Genomic DNA, 21171 nt, shown 5'->3' with positions numbered 1-21171 from the left:
CCCTTTTTCCCCATTATGGGGCGGCGGGCTCATTCCACAAGCTGCATCCGGCACAGGTTGGCATAGGCGCCGCCGCGGGCGAGCAGATCGTCGTGGCTGCCTTCCTCGACCACCTGCCCCTCGACGATCACCACGATCTTGTCGGCATTGCGCACGGTGGAAAGCCGGTGCGCGATCACCAGCGTCGTGCGGCCCTGTGACAACTCGGTCAGCGCCTCGGCCACCTTCGCCTCGGAGGCGGTGTCGAGCGCCGAGGTGGCCTCGTCCAGCAGCAGGATCGGCGCATCGCGCAGCACCGCCCGGGCGATGGCGACGCGCTGACGCTGCCCGCCCGACAGCGCGGAGCCGCGCGGCCCGGCGGGGGTGTCAAGGCCAAGCGGCATCGCCTCGACGAACTCGCGCACATGCGCGACCTCGATCGCGCGGGCCAGCACCTCGGGGGTGACATCCTGGCGGCCCAGAAGGATGTTTTCGCGGATCGTCTCGTCGAACAGCGCCGCATCCTGCGTCACCATCGCGAAAAGGCTGCGCAGCACCGCGGGATCAAGCGCGGTGATCGGCACACCGCCGAGCGTGATCGCCCCCGATTGCGCCTCGACCAGACGGGTGAGCAGGTTGAAGATGCTCGATTTGCCAGCCCCCGAGGGGCCGACGAGGGCGGTGGTCTTGCCCGCTTCGGCGCTGAAGGAGAGCCCGCGCAGCACCGGCTTCTGACCGTAGGACAGGCCGACCTGTTCGAAGCGGATCAGGGTCGATGCCGGACGCGCGGCAGGGGCGGCGGGGGCAAACACGCCGGGGGCGATGTCAAGCACCTCGTAAAGACGCTCGAGGCTCGCGCGGGCCGATTGCCAGGTCCCCGCCAGCCCGCCCAGACGGCGCAGCGGCTGGAAGGTCAGGGTCATGGCGGTGAAGAAGGACATGAACTCGCCCACGCTGCGCTCGCCCGAGGTGATTTCGGGAGAGGCCATCATCAGCACGGCAAAGAAGCCAAGCCCGGTCATCACGTCGATCAGCGCCGGCACGATCGATTGCGAGAAGCTCATCTTCACCATCGCGCGGCGGATCCGGTGCACCAATCCGGTGAACCGGCCCAGTTGATACTCCTCCATCTGGTAAAGCTTCACCGCGGCGATGCCGTGAAACACCTCGTCCAGTCGTGTCGCGCGCTGGCCGGATTCGTCGCGCATCTGCTTCGTCTTGCGGCGGATATAGCGCTGCGCCATCGCGGTCGGCGCAATCAGCAGCGGCGCCCCGATCAGCGCGGCCAGCGTCCAGCGCCAGTCGATCGCCAGCGCGACGACGAAGAGCGAGACAAGCGAGACCGCATCGCGCCCCGCGCCCGAGACGAAGACGCTCCAGACGCCCTGCACCGCCTGGGTGTCGCCCTGCACCCGGTCGATCAGCGCGCCGGGCGGGTTGGCCTGAAAGAAGCTTTGATCGAGCCGCAGGATATGGCGGACGATATCGATCTGCATCGCCGTCGACGAGCCCTGCGCGACGCTGGTCAGGAGCGTCTTCGAGGCGACCGACGTGATCGCCCGGATCAGGAAAAGCCCGAAGATCGCGCCCCCCACCCAGATCACGGCACCGGTCTGGCCCTGCGCGAAGACCCGGTCGAAGAGCGGCTCGATCATCCAGCTGAGAAGGCCAAGCGTCGATCCCTCGACCATCAGCAGCAGCATCGCCACCGCCATCAGCGGCCATTGCTGCCGCAGATAGTCGCGCCAGACCCGGGCGAAGATGCGCTGCGCGGCGGGGGCGGAGGGGGAAGAACTGGTCACGCGGTCCTCGATCTTTGCCTGCGGCATCGCGGTTCGATACCGTGAAAGCCGGGGCGTCACAAGCTGCGCCCGGCTTTGTGACGGGTACAAGCCCGGCCGTTGACCCACGGGATGCGCTTCGCTACCCCTGTCCGGCGCAATCGGAGAGACCGCATGAGCCTTGCCCAGGGACGTTCTTATCTTGCCATTCCCGGCCCCTCGGTGATGCCCGACCGGGTGCTGAACGCGATGCACCGCGCGGCGCCGAACATCTACGGGGGCGAGCTGATCGATCTGACCGCGCAGGTGATGACCGATCTGCGCCGCGTGGCGATGAGTTCGGGGCATGTGGCGATCTATCTGGCGAACGGGCACGGCGCCTGGGAGGCGGCGATCTCGAACCTGTTTTCGCGCGGGGATACGGCGCTGTCGCTGATTACCGGGCGCTTTGGTGTCGGCTGGGCGCATCATGCGCGGTCTTTGGGCGTGACGGTCGAGACGATCGATTTCGGGATCAAGGCGCCGGTCGATCCGGCCCGGGTCGAGGCCGCGCTGCGCGCCGATACCGGGCGCAAGATCAAGGTCGTGCTGCTGACGCATGTCGACACCGCGTCTTCGGTGCTGAACGATGTGGCGGCGGTGCGGGCGGCGATCGATGCCGCGGGCCATCCGGCGCTTCTGGCCGTCGATTGCATCGCCTCGCTCGGCTGCGACGAATTCCGCTTCGACGATTGGGGCGTCGACGTGATGGTGGCCGCGAGCCAGAAGGGGCTGATGGTGCCGCCGGGCCTTGGCATCGTCTGGATCTCCGACAAGGCGGTGGCGGCCTGCAAGGGGGCCGATCTGGTGACGCCCTATTGGGATTGGACGGCGCGGATCTTTGCGCAGGAATACTGGCAGCAGTTCGGGGGCACGGCGCCCACGCATCACATTTTCGGCCTGTCGGAATCGCTGAAGATGATCCTTGACGAGGAAGGCCTGCCGCAGGTCTGGGCGCGGCACCGCACGCTGGCCCGCACCGTGGCGGCCGCCTTTGACGCCTGGGGGCAGGGCGGCGATATTCGGCTGAATGTGCCCGTTGCGGCGCATCGCTCGGGCGCGGTGACGGCGGCGCGGATCGGGCAGGGCGGGGCCGAGCGGCTGCGCAACTGGTGCGAAACGCAGGCGGGGGTCACGCTCGGCATCGGGCTTGGCATGGCAGCGCCCGGCACGCCCGAGGCGGGGGATTTCCTGCGCGTCGCTCACATGGGCCATGTGAACGCCCATATGACGCTGGGCGCGCTCGCGGTGATGGAGGCCGGGCTGCAGGCGCTGGCCATTCCGCATGGCACCGGCGGCATTCAGGCCGCGGCGGCGGTCATCGCAGCGGGCTGATCTCGCCCGGATCGCGCTTGCTCAGCCAGTCCTGCATCTGGCTGATCTGCGCCTGATTGGCCTTGATCACCTGTTTCGCCATCTGCCGCACCGTGGCATCGGCGCCGTTGTCGATCTCGATCTGCGCGAGATTGATCAGGCCCCGCTGCTGCACGATCATCGCGCGCACGAAATCGACATCGGTATCGCCGGTCAGCGGCACCTCCATCGCCTGCTTCAGCCGGTCGTGTTCGGCAAGGAAAGCGGCGGTCGAGGGGGCGGCATCGGCGGTGTCGATCTCGGCGCTCAGGCCGCGATCGAAGGGGGCGCCGATCTCCTGCGCCAGCGCCTGCAGGGGCAGCGCCAGCAGCAACAGGACAGGAAGAAGAGGGATGGTTCTGTGCGGATTCATGCGCTCCTCCTGACACCGGGTCAGAAGAAGGTGCGGCAGGGCGGGGCCGGGCGCAAATCACCGTGGTGCGCGATTGCGTGAACTCAGCGCGCCGCTGTCACGGCTCTGGCGCGGGCCAGCGCACCGGGCAGGGCCGCGGCGAGTGCCGCCATCTCGGGCTCGGGCCCGCAAGAGATGCGGATGCAGCGGTCTTGCGGCGGCACAGCGGGCTTGCGCACGAAGATCTCGGCCGCGGTCAGCTCTGCCAGAACGGCGCGGGCGAAGGCGCCATCGGCACCGCAGTCGATGGCGACAAAGTTGGTGGCCGAGGGCAGGGCGGTCAGGCCGTTTTCGGCCGCAATCGCCGCAATCCGATCGCGCGAGGCGGCGACAAGGCGGCGCATGTAGACCTGCCAGGTGGTGTCCGAGAGCGCCGCCAAGGCCCCGGCCTGCGAGATCCGGCTCATGCCGAAATGGTTGCGGATCTTGTCGAAGGCGGCAATCAGCGGCGCCGCGCCAAGCGCATAGCCCACCCGCGCCCCCGCCAGCCCATGCGCCTTGGAAAAGGTGCGCATCCGGATCACCCGGGGATCGTCGGCCGCGATCGGCGCCGCCGTGCCCTCGGGAGCAAGCTCGACATAGGCTTCATCAAGCACCATCAGCGTGCCCTCGGGCAGATGATCAAGCATCGCGGCGATCACCGTGCCCGGATGATGGCTCGCCATCGGATTGTCCGGGTTGGCGATATACAGCAGCTTCGGGCGGACCTGATGGGCCAGCGCCAGAAGCGCCTCGGGGTCTTCGGCATCGTTGCGGTAGGGCGCCTTGTGCAGCACGCCGCCAAAACCCGCGACATGGAAGTTGAAGGTCGGATAGGCCCCGTCCGAGGTCACGACCGCATCGCCCGGCTCCAGAACCATCCGGCACAGATACCCCAAAAGCCCGTCGATCCCCTCGCCCACGACGACATTTTCGGGGCCGCAGCCGTGCGCGCGGGCGAGCGCCTCTTTCAGGTCGTGGTTTTCCGGGTCGCCATACATCCAGGCCTCGCCCGCCGCGGCGGCCATCGCGGCAATCGCGCGGGGGCTTGGCCCGAAGCCGTTTTCATTCGCGCCAAGCCGCGCCGTGAACGGACGGCCGCGCAGGCGCTCCTGCGTCTCGGGGCCGACGAAGGGAACGGTGGCGGGCAGGCTGGCGACAAGCGGCGTGAGGCGGATCTGGGTCATGCGACATGGCTAGGGGCTTTGGCGCGATGCGTCCAGCCCGTTTCGCAGCGTCATGCGGGCGCGGGTGGGCGGGATGTGGTTTGATGGCGCAAACGGGAGGCCAGTACGGGAGGGTTGCGATGGAACGGGTGAGCCTGCATTGGGTCGAGGGCGTGGCGGTGGTGACGCTCAATCGGCCCGACAAGATGAACGCCGTCGATTTCACCATGATCGACGCGGTGATCGCCGCGGCCGAGAGGCTCGCCGCCGAGCCCGGTCTGCGCGCGGTGGTGCTGACGGGCGCGGGGCGGGCCTTTTGCGCCGGGCTCGATGTGGCGAATTTCGCGGCCCTTGCGGTCGGTGACCCCGAGGCGCTGATCGCGCCGCGCAGCCACGGTGACGCCAATCGCTTCCAGCAGTTTTCGCTGTGCTGGCGCGCGCTGCCGGTGCCGGTGATCGCGGCCCTGCACGGGGTGGCCTTCGGCGCCGGGCTGCAACTCGCCGCCGGGGCCGACATCCGCATTGCCGCGCCCGGCACGCGGCTTGCGGTGATGGAGATGAAATGGGGCCTGATCCCCGACATGGGCGGCATGGTGACCCTGCCCGAGCTTCTGTGCGCCGATGTGCTGCGGCGGATGACCTACACGGCCGAGGAACTCCCGGCCGAGGAGGCCCTGCGACTGGGTCTCGTCACCGAACTGGCCGAGGACCCGCTGGCCCGGGCGATGGCTCTGGCGCAGGCGATTGCCGGACGCTCGCCCAGTGCCATCCGGGCCGCGAAACGGCTGGTGACGGCGGCCTATACCGCGCCCGCGGCCGAGGTGCTGGCAATGGAGAGCCGCGAGCAGATCGACCTCATCGGCAAGCCCGATCAGATGGCGGTGATTGCCGCCAATATGGCGCGTCGGGCGCCGACGTTTGGCTGATCAGATCGACAGTTTCTTGAAGATCGGCTCCGGGATGTGGCAGATCACCCGCATGATCAGGAACCAGATCTTCGCCGTGTAGATCTCGTTGCGACGCTTGGCGATGCCTTGCAGGATATCTTCGGCCACGGCCTCGGGCGTCGTCATGAAGGGCAGCTTCATCCCCGCGGTCATCCGGGTTTCCACGGGGCCCGGTTTCACCGTCATCACATGCACGCCCTTCCGCCCAAGCCGGTTGCGCAGGCCGGAAAGATAGGTCGCAAAAGCCGCCTTCGCCGCGCCGTAGACATAGTTGCCAACGCGCCCCCGGTCGCCCGCGACCGAGCCGACACCGACGACGACGCCCGTGCCGCGGGCTTCCAGAACCGGGGCAAGCAGGCTCAGGAAGGTCGCAGGCCCGGTGAAATTGTCGGCAATGACTCCCGCGATCAGCCCCGGATCGGCATCGATCGCCGCCTGATCCGGCATCGAGCCAACGAAAGAGGCCGCGTTCAGCACGCCCTCGCAAGCGGCCAACCGGGCCACAAGCGCCGGATAGTCCGCGGCGTCGCGGGCGTCAAACGCCATCACCTCGGCCGCCGCCGCGCCCCGCAGACGCAGATCCTGCGCCAGCGTTTCGAGATCGGCGGCAGTGCGACCGGCCAGAAACAGGCTTGCGCCTTCACCCGCAAGGCGGCGCAGGAAGGGGCGGGCCATGTCGGATCCGGCTCCCAAAACAACCCAATGTTGCATGATCCAGTTCTGCATCTCAGGCATTCCTCAGGTTCAGCCGACGCACAAGGTCGGTCTCATAGGCCCGGGCGGGATCGGCTTTCGCCACCTCCTGCTGCCAGGCCGGCAATTCGGGATACATGGCGCGGATGCGCGCGCCCTCGGCCAGCGCATCCTTGGCGAAATAAAGCCGCCCGCCCGCTTCGGCGGTGTCTGCTTCCAAGGCGCGGATCAGATCGCGCGCCGCGGCCCGGTTCGGGAAATCGACGGCAAGGGTGTAGCCCTCCATCGGGAAGGAGAGATACCCGGCCCGCCCCGGCCCCATCCGCTTGAGCACGGCGAGGGGCGAGGCAAGGCCCGAAGTGGCAATGCGGTCGAGCATCGCCCGCAGCGCGCCCGCGGCCCCCAGCGGCACGACGCATTGGAACTGATGAAAGCCGCGCTTGCCGTAAAGCCGGTTCCAATCGAGGATCTTGTCGAGCGGAAAGAAGAAATCCGCCATCGGCCGTACCACCGTCCGCCCGGCGGCAGGCACACGGGCGTAATAGGCCGCGTTGAAGGCGCGCACGATCGGCGCCGAGAGCGCGAAATGCGGCGCATCCATCGGCACTTTTGCGGCCTTGGCCCGTTTCTTCACCAGACCGCGGGCGACCTCGCCCTCTTCGACGATGCCGCGGCCAAGGCTGGCGCCAGTGGCGGTCGCATCGATCCAGCCCACCGTATAGGTCGCGGTCGAGCTGTCCAGAAGGCTCAGGTGATGGTTCCAGTCGCGGGCGCGGCGTTCCGTGACCAGCATCACCGTGCCCTTGCACGGCACCAGCCGCAGCTTTGCGCTGACGATGGCGCCGGTCTGCCCCAGCCCGCCGACGGTGGCGCGGAAAAGGGGCGTGCCCGGCAGAACGGGGACAAGGGTGCCGCTCTGCCAGAGCGTGATCTCGGCCACATGCGCGCCGAAACTGCCCGCGTGATGGTGGTTCTTGCCATGCACGTCCTGCGCGATGCAGCCGCCCACCGTGGCAAAGCCGGTGCCCGGCATCACCGCGGGCAGGAAGCCGCGCGGCGCGAAGGCTGCGGCCACCTCGCCGATGCGGACGCCCGCTTCCAGCTCAAGGATCCCGGTCTCGGCGTCAAAGGCAAGGAAGCGGTCGAGCCCGCTCATGTCGATGGCGCGGCCGCCATGGTTCAGCGCCGCATCGCCATAGGAGCGGCGCATGCCGAAGGCGGGGGCGGGATCAAGGGCGGCCAGCAGGCTCGCGCGATCGGGCCGGGCCACCGTGCCCGAGGCCCGCAGCGCCCGTCCCCAGCCCGCATATTCCGTGTGCTTGAAGGCCATGATCGCCCCCTATGCCCCGGCCCGGACCGAGGCGCGCTCGGCCATCGGAAAGACCGCGAGACCAATGGCGATGGCAAACCAGAGCGTCGTCAGCCGGATCACCGCGGTCGCCGGAACCGAGATTTCGAGCGGCACGTCCTCCAGCGACAGTAGCGCCACCATCGCCGCCTCGGCGCCGCCAAGCCCGCCGGGGGCGCCGGTCAGCCCGCCCGCGAGTGTCGAAAAGACGAAGATCGACAGCGCTTTCCACAGGCCGATATCGGCGCCCATGAAGCCTAAAAGCAGGTGGAAGGCATAGCCTTCGGCCAGCCAGCCAATGAACCCGAGCCCCAGCACCAGCGCGAGCGTCGGGCCGTGGCTGAAGCGTGCAAGCAGCCGCGCGGCGCCGCGGGCGCGGGCAAAGAGGCGCGGAAACCGGCCCAGGGTGCGGTACAGCAGGGTGACGAGTGCCGAGAGCAGCCGCGGCCGGGTGGCGACGATGGCGGCGGCCAAGGCGAGCACGACGACGGGCACCGCCCCCGCGATGCCGCCCGAGGCCAGCGTCAGACCAAGCGCCAGCAAGAGCGCCATCACCGCCAGATCGCCCGCCCGGTCCATCAGGGCAAGGGGCGCCGTGCGCTCGATCGCCCAGCCGGTCTCGCGCTTCAGCCAGCGCATCCGCACCAGCTCGCCCAGACGGCCCGGCGTCACCGACATGGCAAAGCCGCCCAGATAATGCCGCAGGTTCTGTGCCAGACCTGTCGGCAGGCCGAGCCGCCGCGCCAGCCCGTGCCAGCGCAGGCTGCGCAACAGGTAGTTCCCCGCCGACAGCGCCAGCAGTGCCGCCACCTGCCAAGGGTGCAACCGGGCGAGTTGCGCGCCGATCTCGGCCCAGCCGGTGGCCGATCCCACGCCCCAGAGCCCAAGCAGGACAAGCCCGATCAGGGCGGGCACCATGATCCGCTCGCGCCAGGAGCGCGTTTCAAGGGGGGCAGAAAGGTCGGGCGTCTGGCTCATCATTCCCCGCGGCCTAATGGTTAATTGGGGCAGCAAGATGACGTTGTTGCGCAACAAGGGACAATATTAGGGAAAGGTTAAAGGGCGCTGCCCCTCGCGGCTTTGCCGCTCACCCCGGCGTATTTCTACCAAGAAAAAGACCCGCAGCTTTTTCTTGGTGCAAATACGCCCTTCGCGCCGCAGGCGCAAAGCCCCGCCCGAAGGCGGGGCCCTGACGTGTCAATCGACGATCGTCGCTTCGGTGGCGGCGCGCAACTCCGCCTCGGTCACGCCATCGGCCAGCTCGACGATCTTGAGGCCGCCCGGCACCACATCCAGAACCCCGAGGTTCGAGATGATCCGGTCCACCACCGCTTTGCCGGTGAGCGGCAGGGTGCAGGCGTGCAGCACCTTCGACTCGCCCGCCTTGTTGGTGTGATCCATGACGACCACAACCCGCTTCACCCCGGCCACAAGGTCCATGGCGCCGCCCATGCCCTTGACGAGCTTGCCCGGGATCATCCAGTTCGCCAGATCGCCCGTTTCCGAGACTTCCATCGCGCCCAAAATCGCCATCGCGATCTTGCCGCCGCGGATCATCCCGAAGCTGGTGGCAGAGTCGAAATAGGCGGTCTGCGGCAGCTCGGTGATCGTCTGCTTGCCCGCGTTGATCAGATCCGGGTCTTCCTCGCCCTCATAGGGGAAAGGCCCCATGCCGAGCATGCCGTTTTCCGATTGCAACGTCACCGAGACGCCCGGCGGGATGAAGTTCGGCACCAGCGTCGGAATGCCGATGCCGAGGTTCACATAAGTCCCGTCTTTCAGTTCCTTGGCGGCCCGCGCCGCCATCTGGTTGCGATCCCACATGGCTCAGGCCTCCCGCTTTCTGGTGGTGCGCTGTTCGATGCGCTTCTCGTGTTGGCCCTGAATGAGCCGGTGCACGTAGATCCCGGGCAGGTGGATCGTGTCGGGGTCAAGGCTGCCCAGGGGCACGATTTCTTCGACCTCCATCACGCAGATCTTGCCGCACATCGCGGCCGGCGGGTTGAAGTTGCGCGCGGTCTTGCGGAACACCGCATTGCCCGAGGGATCGGCCTTCCATGCCTTGACCAGCGAGACATCGGCGACGATGGCGCGTTCAAGGATGTAGGTCTCGCCATCGAACTCCTTGTGCTCCTTGCCCTCGGCGACCACGGTGCCGACGCCGGTCTTGGTGTAAAAGCCCGGAATGCCGCAGCCGCCCGCCCGCATCCGCTCGGCGAGCGTGCCTTGCGGGTTGAATTCAAGCTCAAGCTCGCCCGACAGATACTGGCGCATGAATTCCGCATTCTCGCCGACATAGGACGAGATCATCTTCTTGATCTGCCGGGTGTCGAGAAGCTTGCCCAGACCGAAGCCGTCCACGCCGCAGTTGTTCGAGGCGATGGTGATGTCCTTGATGCCGCTTTCAACGAGCGCATCGATCAGCATTTCGGGGATGCCGCAGAGGCCAAAGCCCCCCGCCGCCAGCATCATCCCGTCGGAGAGAAGCCCGTCCAGAGCCTCACCCGCCGAGCCGTAGATCTTGTTCATGAAACCCTCCCGTTACCTTGCGCAAAGCTTCGCAAGGCCGAGGGGCCAAGTCAATTGCCGCGTTGCGGCGAGGCGTCAGTCCTCGACCACATCCTCGCTCGCGGCAGCCTTTTTCGGGGCGGCTTTCTTGGCGGCGGGCTTCTTCGCGGCCGTGGTCTTCGCGGCAGCCTTCTTCGCCGGGGCCTTCTTCTCGGCGGCAGGTTTGGCGGTCTTTTTCGGCGCGGTCTTCTTGGCCCCCTTGCCCGCCTTCGCCTCCAGCAGCGGCAGCGCCTCCTCCAGCGTCATCGCCTCGGGCTCGGTGCCCTTCGGCAGCGTCGCATTGACCTTGCCCCATTTCACATAGGGCCCGTAGCGGCCGGGCATCACCTGCACCACGCCGCCGTCCGGGTGTTCGCCCAGATCCTTCAGCGGTTGCGCCGCCGCGGCCCCGCGACCGGCCCCACGGGCGGCCTTCAGCGCCAGCACCTCGACCGCGCGGTTCATGCCGATGGTGAAGACCTCTTCGACATCGGGCAGGTTCGCGTAGGTGCTGTTGTGCTTCACATAGGGGCCGAAGCGACCGATACCGGCCTCGACCAGCGCGCCATCCTCGGGGTGGTTGCCGATCGGGCGCGGCAGGTTCAACAGCTGCAACGCGCGGTCCAGATCGATGCTTTCGGGCGACCAGCCCTTCGGCAGGCTGGCGCGCGGCGGTTTCGGAACCTCCTCGCTCGCCTCGCCCTTCTGGATATAGGGGCCGAAGCGACCGACGCGCAGCGTGATCTGCTGGCCTTCATCCTCGCCCAGCACCTTGCCATCCAGCACGCCCACTTCGCCATCGGCGGGGGCCGAAAGCGGCCTTGTGTACCGGCATTCCGGGTAATTGCCGCAGCCGATGAAGGCCCCGCCCGAGCGCGCGGTCTTCAGATGCAGCCGACCGGCCGAGCAGACCGGGCAGGAGCGCGGGTCCGAGCCATCTGCACGCACCGGGTAAAGATGCGGGCCAAGCACTTCGTCGATCTTGTCGAGCACTTCGCCGATGCGCAGATCCGCGGTCTCGCCCAAAGCGGCCGAGAAATCGCGCCAGAACCGGGCCAGAACGTCCTTGTAGGGACGGTCGCCCGCGGAAATGTCGTCGAGTTCCGTTTCCAGATCGGCGGTGAAATCATATTCCACATAGCGGCGGAAGTAGTTCGACAGGAACGCCGTCACCAGCCGCCCGGTGTCCTCGGGGATCAGCCGGTTCTTGTCCTTGCGCACATAGCCGCGGTCGACGATCGTCGTCAGGATCGAGGCATAGGTGGAAGGCCGCCCGATGCCGAGCTCCTCCATCCGTTTCACCAAGGTCGCCTCGGTGTAACGCGGCGGCGGCTGGGTGAAATGCTGCTCGGGGGTGATCGCCCCTTTCTTCGCGGGCTCGCCCTGCATGATCTGCGGCAGACGGGCGCCATCGTCGCCCTCGTCATCGTCGCGGCCCTGATCGTAGATCTTCAGAAAGCCGTCAAAGGTCACCACCTGACCGGTGGCGCGCAACTCGACTTCGTTGTCCTTCGAGCCGACATCGACCGTGGTCCGTTCCATCACCGCGGCCGACATCTGGCTGGCGAGCGTGCGCTTCCAGATCAGGTCGTAAAGCTTCCACTGGTCATCGGCGAGCTTCAGCTTTTCGGGCGAGGCCGACATGTCGGTGGGGCGAATGCATTCGTGCGCTTCCTGCGCGTTCTTCGCCTTGTTCTTGTACATCCGCGGCGAGGACGGAACGTAGTTGTCGCCAAAGCGGCGCTTGATCTCGTCGCGGGCGGCCATCACCGCCTCGGGCGCCATGTCGATGCCGTCGGTCCGCATGTAGGTGATGTGACCGGCTTCATAAAGCCGCTGCGCCGCCGACATGCAGGCCTTCGCCCCCATGCCGAACTTGCGGCTGGCTTCCTGTTGCAGGGTCGAGGTCATGAAGGGCGGATAGGGGTTGCGCGAGGCCGGTTTCGCCTCGACCGATTTCACGGTGAGATCGCGGCTCGTCACGGCCTGCACCGCCAGTTCCGCATCGGTCGCGGTCGTCAGATCGAACTTGTCGAGCTTCTTGCCGCCCAGAACCGTCAGTCGCGCGGTGAAGGTCTGGCCGCGCGGGGTGGTCAGTTCGGCCGTCACCGTCCAGTATTCGCGGGCGCGGAAGGCCTCGATCTCCATCTCGCGCTCGACGATGAGGCGCAGGCAGACCGACTGCACCCGACCGGCCGATTTCGCGCCCGGCAGCTTGCGCCACAGAACCGGAGACAGGTTGAACCCCACGAGGTAATCGAGCGCGCGACGGGCCAGATAGGCATCGACCAAGGCTTGGTCGACCTCTCGGGGCGCCTTCATCGCCTCGGTGATCGCCGATTTGGTGATCGCGTTGAAGGTGACGCGGCTGACCTTCTTCTTCTTCAGCTTCGGCGCGAGCGCCTGCTGCAGGTGCCACGAAATCGCCTCGCCCTCGCGATCAGGGTCGGTTGCAAGGATCAGTTCGTCATCATTCGCGAGCGCCTCGGTGATGGCGCGGATATGCTTCTTGCTGTCCGCCGCCACTTCCCATTTCATCTCGAAATCGGCGTCGGGATCGACCGAGCCATCCTTCGGCGGCAGATCGCGGACGTGACCGAAAGAGGCCAAGACGGTATAGTCGGAGCCGAGATACTTGTTGATCGTCTTGGCCTTGGCGGGGGATTCGACAACGACGACGGCCATGACTTCCTCTCGATCACTCTCGCAAACCGGTTCAGCGGCGGACCATGCGGGGGGTTTGGGGCAAATGTCAATCCGGCTTCCGTCGCAACCTGCGCGGGTCGAAAGGGGGAAAGATGCGGGCAATTGCGGTTTTGGGATGGGTTCTGGCGGCTGGCACTGCCGTGGCAGGCGACTGGCAGGAGCCCGCGCGGGGCTCGCAACTGCGGGCTGATCTGCTCGATGCGCTGCGCCCGATGGTGGAGTGGGAGCTGGGCGCGCCGGTCGAATTCGTGGTGCAGGAAATGCGGGTGCAGGGCGATCACGCCTTCGCCGCGCTGGTGCCGCAGCGCCCGGGCGGCGGGGCGATCGACATGCGGACGACGCCGATGGTGATGCGCGAGGAATTCGACCCGGAGCTGGCCGATGGCGGCGCTCATGTCGAGGCGCTCTGGGTGAAATCCGGGCGGCAGTGGGTGGCGGTGCATCATGCCGTGGGCGCGACCGATGTCTGGTATTCCTGGGAGCCGATCTGCGCCGAATTTCGCGACGTCATTCCCGAGGCTTGTGGCGGCCTGTGATCAGCCGCGGCTGAGCAATCCGCCCGGGTGGCGGGTCACCTCGCCCTCGATCTCGAGGCCGACGAGTTCGCGCGACAGCGTCGCGGCGTCGATGCCGAGATCGCGGATCACCGTATCTTCGGGCGTGGGCGCAGGTCCCAGCAGCGACAGCAGTTTCGCGCGCAGACCGGCCAGGGCGGGCTTGGGCGGCGGCGCGGGGATCGGAGCCGGGGCCGGTTCGGCGCGCGGCAGGGGGGCGATGCCCATCGCCTCCAGCACATCCTCGGCGCCGCGAAGGAGCGTCGCGCCATCGCGGATCAGCATGTTGCAGCCCGAGGCGCGGGCATCCATCGGATGGCCGGGCACCGCCATCACCTCGCGCCCGTAATCAAGCGCCATCCGCGCCGTCAGCAGACTGCCCGAGCGCGCGGCCGCCTCGACCACCAGCGTCGCCCGGCTCAGCGCCGCGATGATGCGGTTGCGCTGGGGAAAATGTCGCGCCTGCGGCTCGGTGCCGGGGGGCAGTTCCGACAGCCGCAGCCCCTCGGCCGCGATGCGCCGGGCGAGTTCGGTGTTTTCGGTCGGGTAGATCACGTCGATGCCGCCCGCCATCACCGCGATCGTGCCGGTGGGCAGCGCCGCCCGATGCGCGGCGGCATCGATGCCGCGCGCCAGACCCGAGACGACGGCGAATCCCGCCCGTCCCATCTCCTCGGCCAGTTTCTGTGCCATGCGCAGCCCCAGCGACGAGGCATTCCGCGCCCCCACCACCGCGACGCGCGGGCGGGTGAGCAGGTCGACCTTGCCAAGCGCCCACAGAAGCGGCGGCGCATCGGCAAAGGCCAGCAGATCGGCGGGATAGCCCGGCCCGCCCGGCAACAGCAGCCGCGCCCCGGCGCGGCGACCGGCGGCAAGCTCGGTCTGGGCCAGAGCGATCGGGCAGGGGATGTAATCGGAAGACCCGGCCGCCCGGGCGATCTCGGGAAGCGCGTCCAGCGCCGCCTGGGCGCTGCCGTGGTCTTTCAGCAATCGGTGGAAAGTCGTGGCCCCGACACGACGGGAGCGAGCGAGACGGAGAAACGAGAGTTCATCTTCTTCCGTGGTGGGTGGGGTGAAGGGGGTGGGGTAAGAAAACAAACTTGTTTCCATCCGTCCCTCCGCCTCGTCGCAAGATCAAATTGCCGCATTAATCTTAACAAAGAGTTACCAAAACTAAGATTCTCGTTAAAGTTGAGGAAATTTTTAATAGAAATACTATAAATTGTAGAGCGCTGCTGGTCGAGCCGCCGTTCATTGTGCGTCAGTGCGCAGGTCCCGCTAAATGTTGCGAATCAAGCGGCCGAGCCGCCCACCGTCAGACCGCCGATCAGCAGAGTCGGTTGCCCCACGCCTACCGGCACCCATTGCCCGGCCTTGCCGCAATTGCCGATGCCGGGATCCAGCGCCATGTCCGTGCCGATGGCGCGGATCTGCTTCATCGCACTCGGCCCGTCGCCGATCAGCGTCGCCCCGCGCAAGGCCGCGCCGATGACACCATTCTTCACCCGGTACGCCTCGGTGCAGTTGAAGACGAACTTGCCGTTGGTGATGTCGACCTGACCGCCGCCGAACCCGACGGCGTAGATCCCGTCCTTCAGATCGCCGACGATCGCCGCGGGATCGGCGGTGCCCGCCAGCATGTAGGTGTTCGTCATCCGCGGCATCGGCGGATGCGCATGGCCTTCGCGGCGGCCATTGCCCGTGGGCGCCACGCCCATCAGCCGGGCGTTCTGCCGGTCCTGCATGTAGCCGACCAGCATGCCGTCCTCGATCAGCACGGTGCGGCTCGAGGGTGTGCCCTCGTCGTCGATGGTGATCGAGCCGCGCCGGTCGGGAATCGTGCCGTCATCGAGCACGGTGACCCCCTTCGCCGCGACCTGCTGGCCAATGCGGCCCGAGAAGGCCGAGGATTTCTTGCGGTTGAAATCACCCTCGAGCCCGTGGCCCACGGCTTCGTGCAGCATCACGCCGGGCCAGCCCGGGCCGAGCACCACCTCGAACGCCCCCGCGGGGGCCGGTTCGGCCGACAGGTTCACCAGCGCGATCCGCAACGCCTCGCGCGCGATCGGTTGCCAATGGCCGGGCGCGATCAGCCCCGCCAGACCAAAGCGCCCGCCGCCGCCATTGGTGCCGCTTTCGCGTCGGCCGTTTTCCTCGACGATGACCGAGACATTGACCCGCGCCATCGGTCGGATGTCGGAGGTGATCCCGCCCTCGGGGCGCAGGATGAACACCTCCTGCAGGCTGGCCGCCACGGTGGCCGTCACCTGCACCACGCGGGGGTCAAGGTCGCGGGTCCAGGCGTCGATCTCGCGCAGGATGTCGATCTTGGCGGCAAAGGGCGCATCGGCCATCGGATCGGCGGCGCCGTAAAGATGGCGGTTGGTGCGCGCGGGGGGCGGCGCCAGCACGCCGCCGCCATCGCCCACCGCGAGCCGCGCGGTTTCCGCCGCCCGCTTCAGCGCGGCTTCCGAAATCTCGGTCGCATGGGCATAGCCCGTCACCTCGCCGCGCACGGCGCGCAGCCCGAAGCCTTCGGAGGCGTCATAGGAGGCCGTCTTCACCCGGCCGTCGTCGAAGACCAGACTTTCCGAGCGCATCCGTTCGAGGAACAGCTCGCCATCATCGGCGCCCGCCGTCGCCGCGCGCAGGATCGCCAGCGCCTGAGCCTCGTCGATCTGAGTCTCGAAAGGGGCGAAATTCGCGTCGGTCATCTGCGGCTCCTCTGGGTGATCCGTTTCAGATATAGTCGCACCGGGGGAAAGGAAAGGTAATCGCGCAAAAGCGAGGGTATCGCGGCCCCGGCCTTGCATGCATGGGGCTGACAAGGTTTCCGTTCTCGCGTATCAGGCGGTACCGAAATCGAAGGGCGAATGATGCGTTATATCTCCACCCGGGGGCAGGCCCCGGTCCTGAGCTTTGCCGAGGCCATGCTGACCGGGCCTGCCCGCGACGGCGGACTTTATGTCCCCGAGACGGTGCCGACCCTGAGCAAGGCCGAGATCGCCGCGATGGCGGGGCAAAGCTACGAGGAGGTGGCCTACCGCGTGATGGCGCCCTTCGTCGGCGACACTTTCACCGAGGCAGAGCTGAAAGGCGCGATCGCCAAGGCCTATGCGGGCTTCGGCCATGTCGCCCGCGCGCCCTTGGTGCAGCTGGCGCCGGGGCATTTCCTGCTCGAACTCTTCCACGGTCCGACGCTGGCGTTCAAGGATTTCGCCATGCAGATCATCGGGCAGCTGTTCCAGATTGCTTTGGCGAAACAGGGCAAGCGCATCACCATCGTCGGCGCGACTTCGGGCGACACCGGCTCGGCCGCGATCGAGGCGTTCAAGGGCCTCGAGAACGTCGATGTCTTCATCCTCTTCCCGCATGGCCGCGTGTCGGACGTGCAGCGCCGTCAGATGACGACGCCGCCTGAAAGCAACGTGCATGCGCTGGCGCTGTCGGGCACGTTTGACGACTGCCAGAACCGGCTCAAGGACATGTTCAACGACTTCGCCTTCCGCGACGAGGTGGGGCTGGCGGGTGTGAACTCGATCAACTGGGCGCGGGTGCTGGCGCAGGTCGTTTACTATTTCACCGCCGCGGTCAGCCTTGGGGCGCCGGAGCGGCCTATCAGCTTCACCGTGCCGACGGGGAACTTCGGCGATATTTTCGCGGGCTTCATCGCCAAGGAAATGGGCCTGCCGATCGAGCAGCTGGTGGTCGCGACGAACCAGAACGACATCCTGCATCGCTGCCTGACCACGGGCGAGTATCGGATGGACGGGGTGAAACCGTCGATCTCGCCCTCGATGGACATTCAGATTTCCTCGAACTTCGAACGCGCGCTCTTTTGGGCCTATGGCAAGGACGGCGCCGCCGTGTCGCAGCTGATGGAGGAACTGAAAACCAAGGGCGGGTTCACCGTCAGCCAAGGCGCGCTGGAAGCCCTGCGCGAGACCTATGCCTCGGGCCGGGTGTCCGAGGCCGAGACCGCGCAGACCATCACCGACGAGCTGGCGCGTTCGGGCGAGCTTCTGTGCCCGCATTCGGCGGTCGGCGTGCGGGTGGGCCATGCCCATGCGCGCCCGCAAACGCCGATGGTGACGCTGGCCACCGCGCATCCGGCGAAATTCCCCGATGCGGTCGAGGCCGCGACCGGCCTGCGCCCCGGCCTGCCGCCGCGCATGGCCGATCTGTTCGAACGCTCCGAGCGCGTCACCCGGGTGCCCAATGATCTTGCCGCCCTTGAATCGCTGATCCGGAAGGCCAAGACTGACGGGGAGCCCCGGGCATGATCGAACTGACCACGCTCGCGAACGGCCTGCGCATCGTGACCGAGCGCATGCCGGGCCTTGCCTCGGCCTCGGTGGGCGTCTGGGTGCTGGCGGGCGGCCGCCACGAACGGCTGGACCAGAACGGCATTGCGCATTTTCTGGAACATATGGCGTTCAAGGGCACGAAGACCCGCACCGCCCTCCAGATCGCCGAGGCAATCGAGGATGTGGGCGGCTATATCAACGCCTATACCTCGCGCGAGGCGACGGCCTATTACGCCCGCGTGCTGAAGGCCGATGTCGGTCTAGCGCTGGATGTGATTTCCGACATCGTGCTGAACTCGGTCTTCGATCCGCGCGAGATCGAGGTCGAGCGCCATGTGATCTTGCAGGAAATCGGGCAGGCGCTCGATACGCCCGACGACATCATCTTCGACTGGCTGCAAGAGGCTGCCTATCCCGATCAGGCGATGGGGCGCACGATCCTTGGCCCGTCGGAAAACATCGCCCGCTTCGGCCGCGAGGATTTCGAGCGCTTCGTGTCGGAACATTACGGCCCGGATCAGATGGTCCTTTCGGCCGCAGGCGCCGTGGATCACGCGGCGATCGTGAAACAGGCCGAGCAGCTCTTTGGTCATCTGCGTCCGGTGGGCGCGCCTGCGGTGCAAAAGGCGCTCTGGTCCGGCAAGGAACGGCGCGAATTGAAGGATCTCGAGCAGGTGCATTTCGCGCTGGCCTTCGAGGGTCCGGCCTATCGCGACGCCGACCTTTACACCGCGCAGGTCTATGCGACGGCGCTGGGCGGCGGCATGTCCTCGCGGCTGTTCCAGAAGATCCGCGAGGAACGCGGCCTGTGCTATTCGATCTTCGCGCAGGCGGGCGCTTATGACGATACCGGCATGATCACCATCTATGCCGGGACCTCGGGCGAGGAAGTGGCCGATCTTTGCGGTCTGACCATCGATGAACTCAAACGCGCCGCCGACGACATGACCGAGGCCGAGGTGGCCCGGGCACGCGCGCAGATGAAGGCGGGGATGCTGATGGGGCTGGAAAGCCCGTCGAGCCGCGCCGAGCGAATGGCGCGCAATCTGGCGATCTGGGGCCGGGTGCCGGGGCTGGATGAAGTCTCGACGCTGATCGATGGCGTGACGGTCGAGGCGGTGCGCTCCTATGCCGGTCGGATGATCGCGCAGGATCGCACGGCGCTCGCGCTGTACGGACCGGCCGAAGCCGCGCCGGATCTTGCGGGGCTGCGGCGGAGGCTCGCGGCCTGATGTTCCTGCGGCGTCGGAAACCTCAGGTCGAGACCGAGCGGATGCTGCTCCGTCTGCCCCTGCATTCCGACTACCGCGACTGGGCGAGCCTGCGCGAGGAAAGCCGCGCGTTCCTGATCCCCTGGGAGCCCTCCTGGTCGGCCGAGCATCTGAGCCGCAAGGCCTTTGCCAACCGGGTCTATTGGGCGGCCCGGGCCGAGGCGGCGGGCACGGCGCTGCCGTTTTTCCTGATCGAGCGGATTTCGGGGCGGGTGCTCGGCGCGATCACGCTCGACAACATCCGCCGCGGTCCGGCGCAGGCGGGGACCCTGGGCTATTGGGTCGGCGCGCGCTACGCCCGGCAGGGCTTCATGCGCGAGGCGATCGCGGCGGTGGTCGATCATGCCTTCGGGCCGATGGATCTGAGCCGGATCGAGGCGGCCTGCCTGCCCGAAAACGCCGCCTCGCGCGGGGTGCTGGAGAAATCCGGCTTCAAATACGAGGGCGTGGCGCAGAGCTATCTGCAGATCAACGGGCGCTGGCGCAACCATGTGCTTTACGCCAACCTGCGCCCGGATCGGCGTGGGCGCACCGATATCGGCTGAGGAAGCCGGGATCGACCGGGGAAGCCGGGGGGCTTCGCGCCCCCCCTGACCCCCCGCGAGGTATTTGAGGCAAGATGAAGGGGAAAGCCGTGCTGAACCCGGCGGATGCTGCTTTTGTGAAACGATTGGCCGTGGCGGTGCCGGGGCTGTGGCTGGGCGCGGCCGAGCCGCGCTATCTGCAAGAGCCGCGCGGACGCTGGCGGGGTCAGGCGGGCGTGCTGGCCCGGCCCGAAACAACGGCACAGGTTTCGGCGCTTCTGGCCTTTTGTCATGCCGAGCGGGTGGGGGTCGTGCCTTTCGGCGGCGGCACCGGGCTGGTCGGCGGGCAGGTGGCGCCCGACGGGCCGATGCCGGTGCTTGTGAGCCTCGAGCGGATGACGGCGGTGCGGTCGGTCGCTGGCCAGGCGCTGGTGATCGAGGCGGGGGCGACGCTGCAGGCGGTCCATGACGCGGCCGCGGCGGCGGGCAAGCGCTTTCCGCTGACGCTGGCAAGCCAAGGTTCGGCGCAGATCGGCGGCTGTCTCGCCACGAATGCGGGCGGGGTGAACGTGCTGCGCTATGGCTCGGCGCGGGCGCTCTGTCTGGGGCTGGAGGTGGTTCTGGCCGATGGCACGATCTGGCACGGGCTGAAGCGGCTCGCCAAGGACAACACCGGCTATGACCTGCGCGATCTGATCATCGGCGCCGAGGGGACGCTCGGCCTCATCACCGCCGCAAGCCTGCGGCTGCACGAGCCCCCCGCGGTCGAGGGGGTGGCGCTGATGGCCGTGCCGTCCCCCGCGGCGGCCGTGGCGCTTCTGGGCCTCGCGCAGGCGCGGTTTGCGGGTTGCGTCTCGGCCTTCGAGCTGATCTCGGGGCAGGGGCTGGCGTTTTTGCGCGCGGTCGGCCCCGAGGTGGCGCTGCCCTTTGCCACCGATCCCGACTGGTCGGTGCTGATCGAACTCGGCCTGCCTGCGGGGATGGACAGCGAAGCGGCCTTTGGCGCGCTTTACGAGGCGGCGGGCGAGCTGGTGCGCGATGCGGTCGTGGCGCAATCGGGGGCGCAGGCGGCCGCGCTTTGGGCGATGCGCGAGTCGATCCCGCTCGCCAACCGCCGCATCGGCGCGATTTCGAGCCATGACATCGCCGTGCCGGTGGCCGATATTCCCGCCTTCATCACCGCCGCGACCGCGCGGCTGGCCGAGATGGGCGATTTCCGCATCAACTGCTTTGGCCATGTCGGTGACGGCAACCTGCATTTCAACGTCTTCCCCGCCGAGGGGCGGCGGCGTGATGACTACGAGGCCAGCCGCAGCGCGGTGATGGCGGCAGTGCATCGGCTGGTGGTCGACAATTTCGACGGCTCGATCTCGGCCGAGCATGGGATCGGGCGGCTGAAGGTGGGCGAGTTGGCGCGCACCGCGGCCCCGGCGAAGATGGCGATGATGCGGGCGATCAAGACGGCGCTTGATCCGCGCGGCATTCTCAATCCCGGGGTGATCCTGCCCGCAACCACCTGAGCGGGGCCAGAAATGAACGCGCCCTGCCGGGGGCGGCAGGGCGCT

General features: G+C 67.5%; 18 protein-coding genes. 7 read left to right on the top strand and 11 right to left on the bottom strand.

All coding sequences use genetic code 11. From position 1 onward, the window contains the following. Positions 1 to 29 precede the first annotated feature (29 nt). A complete protein-coding gene (locus C8J30_RS15435; protein ID WP_110806731.1) occupies positions 30 to 1808 on the bottom strand; it encodes an ABC transporter ATP-binding protein in 1779 nt (592 codons plus the stop codon). Between the two features lie 126 nt (positions 1809 to 1934). On the opposite strand from C8J30_RS15435, the gene C8J30_RS15430 reads away from it, so the two are divergent. Next, a complete protein-coding gene (locus C8J30_RS15430) occupies positions 1935 to 3134 on the top strand; it encodes a pyridoxal-phosphate-dependent aminotransferase family protein (RefSeq protein WP_110806730.1) in 1200 nt (399 codons plus the stop codon). Here the strand turns inward: C8J30_RS15430 and C8J30_RS15425 are convergent. Both C8J30_RS15425 and C8J30_RS15420 read right to left on the bottom strand, forming a co-directional pair. Further along, entirely contained in the window at positions 3118 to 3525 is a 408-nt protein-coding gene (locus C8J30_RS15425; protein WP_110806729.1) for a DUF305 domain-containing protein, read from the bottom strand. The genes C8J30_RS15430 and C8J30_RS15425 overlap by 17 nt on opposite strands. 83 nt (positions 3526 to 3608) lie before the next feature. Next, on the bottom strand, positions 3609 to 4730 hold the full coding sequence (locus C8J30_RS15420) for a pyridoxal phosphate-dependent aminotransferase (RefSeq protein ID WP_110806728.1): 1122 nt from the start codon (positions 4728 to 4730) through the stop codon (positions 3609 to 3611). 119 nt (positions 4731 to 4849) lie between these two features. On the opposite strand from C8J30_RS15420, the gene C8J30_RS15415 reads away from it, so the two are divergent. Next, entirely contained in the window at positions 4850 to 5635 is a 786-nt protein-coding gene (locus tag C8J30_RS15415; RefSeq protein WP_110806727.1) for a crotonase/enoyl-CoA hydratase family protein, read from the top strand. Here the strand turns inward: C8J30_RS15415 and C8J30_RS15410 are convergent, their stop codons facing one another. The 6 genes from C8J30_RS15410 to topA all read right to left on the bottom strand — a co-directional run bounded on the left by C8J30_RS15410 (position 5636) and on the right by topA (position 12929). After that, positions 5636 to 6367 (bottom strand): SDR family oxidoreductase, encoded by a 732-nt coding sequence (locus C8J30_RS15410; RefSeq protein ID WP_110806753.1) that lies wholly within the window; start codon positions 6365 to 6367, stop codon positions 5636 to 5638. It lies immediately after the preceding gene. Between the two features lie 16 nt (positions 6368 to 6383). Next, positions 6384 to 7679, bottom strand: a complete 1296-nt coding sequence (locus C8J30_RS15405; protein WP_110806726.1) for an FAD-binding oxidoreductase — start codon at positions 7677 to 7679, stop codon at positions 6384 to 6386. A gap of 9 nt (positions 7680 to 7688) precedes the next feature. Further along, complete coding sequence (locus C8J30_RS15400) at positions 7689 to 8675, bottom strand: lysylphosphatidylglycerol synthase transmembrane domain-containing protein (protein ID WP_342767551.1); 987 nt, start codon at positions 8673 to 8675, stop codon at positions 7689 to 7691. A gap of 219 nt (positions 8676 to 8894) precedes the next feature. Beyond that, the gene (locus C8J30_RS15395) at positions 8895 to 9521 is read right to left on the bottom strand and encodes a 3-oxoacid CoA-transferase subunit B (protein WP_110806724.1); all 627 of its coding nucleotides are present in this window, start codon (positions 9519 to 9521) and stop codon (positions 8895 to 8897) included. Between the two features lie 3 nt (positions 9522 to 9524). Continuing rightward, the gene (locus tag C8J30_RS15390; protein ID WP_110806723.1) at positions 9525 to 10226 is read right to left on the bottom strand and encodes a CoA transferase subunit A; all 702 of its coding nucleotides are present in this window, start codon (positions 10224 to 10226) and stop codon (positions 9525 to 9527) included. A gap of 75 nt (positions 10227 to 10301) precedes the next feature. Continuing rightward, on the bottom strand, positions 10302 to 12929 hold the full coding sequence (gene topA / locus C8J30_RS15385; RefSeq protein WP_110806722.1) for a type I DNA topoisomerase: 2628 nt from the start codon (positions 12927 to 12929) through the stop codon (positions 10302 to 10304). A 113-nt stretch (positions 12930 to 13042) separates the two neighbouring features. On the opposite strand from topA, the gene C8J30_RS15380 reads away from it, so the two are divergent. Continuing rightward, a complete protein-coding gene (locus C8J30_RS15380; RefSeq protein WP_110806721.1) occupies positions 13043 to 13486 on the top strand; it encodes a hypothetical protein in 444 nt (147 codons plus the stop codon). Here the strand turns inward: C8J30_RS15380 and dprA are convergent, their stop codons facing one another. Together dprA and tldD are read right to left on the bottom strand one after the other, a co-directional pair. Further along, the gene (dprA, locus tag C8J30_RS15375) at positions 13487 to 14614 is read right to left on the bottom strand and encodes a DNA-processing protein DprA (protein WP_110806720.1); all 1128 of its coding nucleotides are present in this window, start codon (positions 14612 to 14614) and stop codon (positions 13487 to 13489) included. A gap of 182 nt (positions 14615 to 14796) precedes the next feature. Beyond that, on the bottom strand, positions 14797 to 16218 hold the full coding sequence (gene tldD, locus C8J30_RS15370; RefSeq protein WP_110806719.1) for a metalloprotease TldD: 1422 nt from the start codon (positions 16216 to 16218) through the stop codon (positions 14797 to 14799). Positions 16219 to 16380: 162 nt separating this feature from the next. Between tldD and thrC the strand changes: the two genes are divergently transcribed. The 4 genes from thrC to C8J30_RS15350 all read left to right on the top strand — a co-directional run bounded on the left by thrC (position 16381) and on the right by C8J30_RS15350 (position 21126). Further along, complete coding sequence (thrC, locus tag C8J30_RS15365) at positions 16381 to 17787, top strand: threonine synthase (protein ID WP_110806752.1); 1407 nt, start codon at positions 16381 to 16383, stop codon at positions 17785 to 17787. Next, complete coding sequence (locus tag C8J30_RS15360; protein WP_110806718.1) at positions 17784 to 19043, top strand: M16 family metallopeptidase; 1260 nt, start codon at positions 17784 to 17786, stop codon at positions 19041 to 19043. Before thrC ends, C8J30_RS15360 begins: the two co-directional genes overlap by 4 nt. Then, positions 19043 to 19627 carry a GNAT family N-acetyltransferase gene (locus tag C8J30_RS15355; protein ID WP_110806717.1) on the top strand — a complete coding sequence of 195 codons (585 nt, stop codon included), beginning with the start codon at positions 19043 to 19045 and terminating at the stop codon, positions 19625 to 19627. The genes C8J30_RS15360 and C8J30_RS15355 overlap by 1 nt, the downstream gene beginning before the upstream one ends. Before the next feature lie 89 nt (positions 19628 to 19716). Next, entirely contained in the window at positions 19717 to 21126 is a 1410-nt protein-coding gene (locus C8J30_RS15350) for an FAD-binding oxidoreductase (protein ID WP_110806751.1), read from the top strand. Positions 21127 to 21171 lie beyond the last annotated feature (45 nt).

Source organism: Rhodobacter viridis (assembly GCF_003217355.1).
Lineage (GTDB): Bacteria > Pseudomonadota > Alphaproteobacteria > Rhodobacterales > Rhodobacteraceae > Rhodobacter > Rhodobacter viridis.
This window is presented reverse-complemented; position numbering and strand designations above follow the sequence as displayed.

Bases quoted from the DNA above. Each gene is read 5' to 3' on its own strand.
- C8J30_RS15435 (WP_110806731.1), bottom strand. From the start codon at position 1,808: ATGCCGCAGGCAAAGATCGAGGACCGCGTGACCAGTTCTTCCCCCTCC.
- C8J30_RS15430 (WP_110806730.1), top strand. From the start codon at position 1,935: ATGAGCCTTGCCCAGGGACGTTCTTATCTTGCCATTCCCGGCCCCTCG.
- C8J30_RS15425 (WP_110806729.1), bottom strand. From the start codon at position 3,525: ATGAATCCGCACAGAACCATCCCTCTTCTTCCTGTCCTGTTGCTGCTG.
- C8J30_RS15420 (WP_110806728.1), bottom strand. From the start codon at position 4,730: ATGACCCAGATCCGCCTCACGCCGCTTGTCGCCAGCCTGCCCGCCACC.
- C8J30_RS15415 (WP_110806727.1), top strand. From the start codon at position 4,850: ATGGAACGGGTGAGCCTGCATTGGGTCGAGGGCGTGGCGGTGGTGACG.
- C8J30_RS15410 (WP_110806753.1), bottom strand. From the start codon at position 6,367: ATGCAACATTGGGTTGTTTTGGGAGCCGGATCCGACATGGCCCGCCCC.
- C8J30_RS15405 (WP_110806726.1), bottom strand. From the start codon at position 7,679: ATGGCCTTCAAGCACACGGAATATGCGGGCTGGGGACGGGCGCTGCGG.
- C8J30_RS15400 (WP_342767551.1), bottom strand. From the start codon at position 8,675: ATGAGCCAGACGCCCGACCTTTCTGCCCCCCTTGAAACGCGCTCCTGG.
- C8J30_RS15395 (WP_110806724.1), bottom strand. From the start codon at position 9,521: ATGTGGGATCGCAACCAGATGGCGGCGCGGGCCGCCAAGGAACTGAAA.
- C8J30_RS15390 (WP_110806723.1), bottom strand. From the start codon at position 10,226: ATGAACAAGATCTACGGCTCGGCGGGTGAGGCTCTGGACGGGCTTCTC.
- topA (WP_110806722.1), bottom strand. From the start codon at position 12,929: ATGGCCGTCGTCGTTGTCGAATCCCCCGCCAAGGCCAAGACGATCAAC.
- C8J30_RS15380 (WP_110806721.1), top strand. From the start codon at position 13,043: ATGCGGGCAATTGCGGTTTTGGGATGGGTTCTGGCGGCTGGCACTGCC.
- dprA (WP_110806720.1), bottom strand. From the start codon at position 14,614: ATGGAAACAAGTTTGTTTTCTTACCCCACCCCCTTCACCCCACCCACC.
- tldD (WP_110806719.1), bottom strand. From the start codon at position 16,218: ATGACCGACGCGAATTTCGCCCCTTTCGAGACTCAGATCGACGAGGCT.
- thrC (WP_110806752.1), top strand. From the start codon at position 16,381: ATGCGTTATATCTCCACCCGGGGGCAGGCCCCGGTCCTGAGCTTTGCC.
- C8J30_RS15360 (WP_110806718.1), top strand. From the start codon at position 17,784: ATGATCGAACTGACCACGCTCGCGAACGGCCTGCGCATCGTGACCGAG.
- C8J30_RS15355 (WP_110806717.1), top strand. From the start codon at position 19,043: ATGTTCCTGCGGCGTCGGAAACCTCAGGTCGAGACCGAGCGGATGCTG.